2 protein-coding genes are annotated in these 2,622 nt (G+C 50.2%); both read left to right on the top strand.

Annotated features, from left to right (window positions below; translation table 11 throughout):
• Nucleotides 1-156: 156 nt before the first annotated feature.
• Entirely contained in the window at nt 157-1,647 is a 1,491-nt protein-coding gene (locus RUMCAL_RS14355) for a transglutaminase domain-containing protein (RefSeq protein WP_051343630.1), read from the top strand.
• 12 nt (nt 1,648-1,659) lie between these two features.
• A complete protein-coding gene (locus RUMCAL_RS03065; RefSeq protein WP_021681033.1) occupies nt 1,660-2,463 on the top strand; it encodes a dockerin type I domain-containing protein in 804 nt (267 codons plus the stop codon).
• Nucleotides 2,464-2,622: the final 159 nt, after the last annotated feature.

Genomic DNA, 2,622 nt, shown 5'->3' with positions numbered 1-2,622 from the left:
TGTCGCACAATCTTTGTGCGGTATTGCCTTAAAAAATATCATAATTGCGAAAAAAAGTGTCTTTTTTCTTGACAAACCCGTTGGAATTTGATATTCTATAGAATGGAAGCGAAAAGAGGAAACATCGTATTCGCAATAGGAAAGGGGAAATGTTTCATGAAACGAAAAACCATTTGTTTTCTGGCAGCCTTTGGGGCAATTCTGGGCGGCAGCATGCTGTTCGGCGGAACGGCTTCTGCGGAAGAAGCGGAAGTGACGGACGTGCCTGTGGCAACAGAGGTCACAGAGGTCACGGTTCCGGCAGTGGAAAATTCCGGCTGGCAGGACGAGGACGGGGTACGCCGCTATTATGACGAATCCGGAAACTTCCTGACGGGTGAACAGGAAATTGACGGGGCGTATTATCTGTTCGACTATGACGGCGTGCAGAAAACCGGCTGGCGGACGGTCAACGGCGTGCGGCGGTATTACGATCCGGAAACCGGAAACATCGTCAGCGGCTGGGTGGATTACTGCGACTACCGGTATTATACAGATGCAGACACCGGCAAGAAAACCGGAGAACTGCAAGACGGCGAAGAACGGTATCTGCTGGACGCAGAAACCGGACAGCAGCAACTGGGGCTGTGCACATTTTCGGATCACACTGTTTCGTATTATGATGCAAACGGCAAACCAGTTTCCGGCTGGGTGAAGGACAAAGGAAAAACATACCATTTCAATAGCAAGCATCTGATGCAGACCGGCTGGCAGGACTTCGGCGGCAAAAGGTACTACTTTGCATCTTCCGGTGTCATGCAGACTGGCTGGCAGGAGCTCTCCGGTGCAAAGTATTATTTTGATTCCGACGGTGCGATGCACAAGGGATTTCTGCGGTTGGACAATAGTACATACTATCTGAACAGTCAGGGAAAAATGGCGAAAAGCTGGCAGACTGTAAACGGACAGAAATATTACTTCGACAACAACGGCGTTATGCAGACCGACTGGAAGATGATCGGCGGCAAGCTGTATTTCTTCGGCGATAACGGCATCATGCAGAAAAACAAGGAGATCTTCTGCTACTATGATGAAAAGCACTACGGCGACTATTATTTGCAGGCAGACGGCACTGCGATCTCCATGGCATGCTACCGGCTGAATCAGGCTTCGCTGAAGCCGCATACCAGTTTTGTTGTCTATAACCGGCAGAAAAGTTCGCACAGCCAGTGGACTTCCTATATTTCCGCAAAGGACAAGCAGATCCTGCAAAAATTTATCCAGCAGCATTTCAAGGCAGGCATGACGCGGGAAGAACAGCTCTGGACGACCATGGAGTGGATTCACAACAACGTGGAATATGCGTATGTACAGAACGGTGCATGGGCACAGATCACGAACAAGACCTATGTCGATGCCGTTTTCACATATCGGAAGGGACAGTGCATTCAGTACAACGCGGCAATGGCAGCGATGATGGCGTATCTGGGCTATGATGTCAATCTGGTTCAGGGCTATGTAATGAGCGAAGGGAACCAGCATTTCTGGTGTGAAGTGCACATCAACGGCAAGACCTATGTCATGGAAACCGGAAATGCAGGCAAAAACGGAGACTGGATGCACTTCCTGGAACCGTACAGTGAAGCAACAGAGTATATTCAGCATTAAGGAGGCTTTACCATGAAAAAAAGACAAAGACTTCTCGCTGCACTGACCGCAGCGGGAATGACAGCAGCGGCAGTTCCCGCTGTGGCAGTATTCGCAGACGACAGCGTTGCCGTTACCCCCAGCAAGTATTTGCAGGATCAAAAGGGCACACTGACCATGACGGTTTCCGGTGATCGGGACGTTCGGGTGAAGATCGAGAAGGACACGCTGGACGGCGTTATCACGTACTACGACACCACACTGGAAAACGACGGCACCTACGATTTCACGCTGGACAGCTGTGAGTATAATGTGAATACGGAAACCTATGATTCCTCTTTCACCGTCAGCGTGTGGGACAAGGCAGACAGCAGCTGTTCCTATACAGAAGAACATCTGGTCGTCATGGATCCAGGCTTTACCCAGAATGTGGAACGGAGCCAGTTTGACTGGAACCTCACCTTGCAGGAGGGGGACAAGCAGGACGTTTCCGCAGTGGTGACAGATGCTTCTGTGCAGGACGGCATCTGGGCAGGCGGCACAGACCTGACCATGCAGTATGTGCCGTATACGCTGGGAGATGTGGACAACGACGGCTTTATCGATTCCACTGACGTGTTCGAACTGCTGCTGTACGTGGCAAAGAAAAGTTCCGGTCAGAAGAATGCGACTTTCACAGGAGATGCGTCCTCTATGGCGGAAACCGTGGCAGCCAATGCGGCAGATATTGACAAAAGCGGGGACATGGACAGTACAGATCTTTACTATCTGCTGTATTACATCGCCCTGAACGGTGCCGGCGTTTCGACAAACTGGGAAGAGATTCTGGCAAACTAAGGCAATACCGCATATTAGAAGCACATAGCAGCACAACACCGCATGCCCTTTCCGGATCTCTTCCGGTCAGGCAATGCGGTGTTTTTTCATAGGCTGAATAGAGCAGGGACAGATTTCGCAGGAACCACGGAAATCAATTTTCAAAAATATGTTGATTTA

It is taken from the genome of Ruminococcus callidus ATCC 27760, from assembly GCF_000468015.1.
GTDB lineage: Bacteria > Bacillota > Clostridia > Oscillospirales > Ruminococcaceae > Ruminococcus_C > Ruminococcus_C callidus.
This window is presented reverse-complemented; position numbering and strand designations above follow the sequence as displayed.

Bases quoted from the DNA above. Each gene is read 5' to 3' on its own strand.
- RUMCAL_RS14355 (WP_051343630.1), top strand. From the start codon at position 157: ATGAAACGAAAAACCATTTGTTTTCTGGCAGCCTTTGGGGCAATTCTG.
- RUMCAL_RS03065 (WP_021681033.1), top strand. From the start codon at position 1,660: ATGAAAAAAAGACAAAGACTTCTCGCTGCACTGACCGCAGCGGGAATG.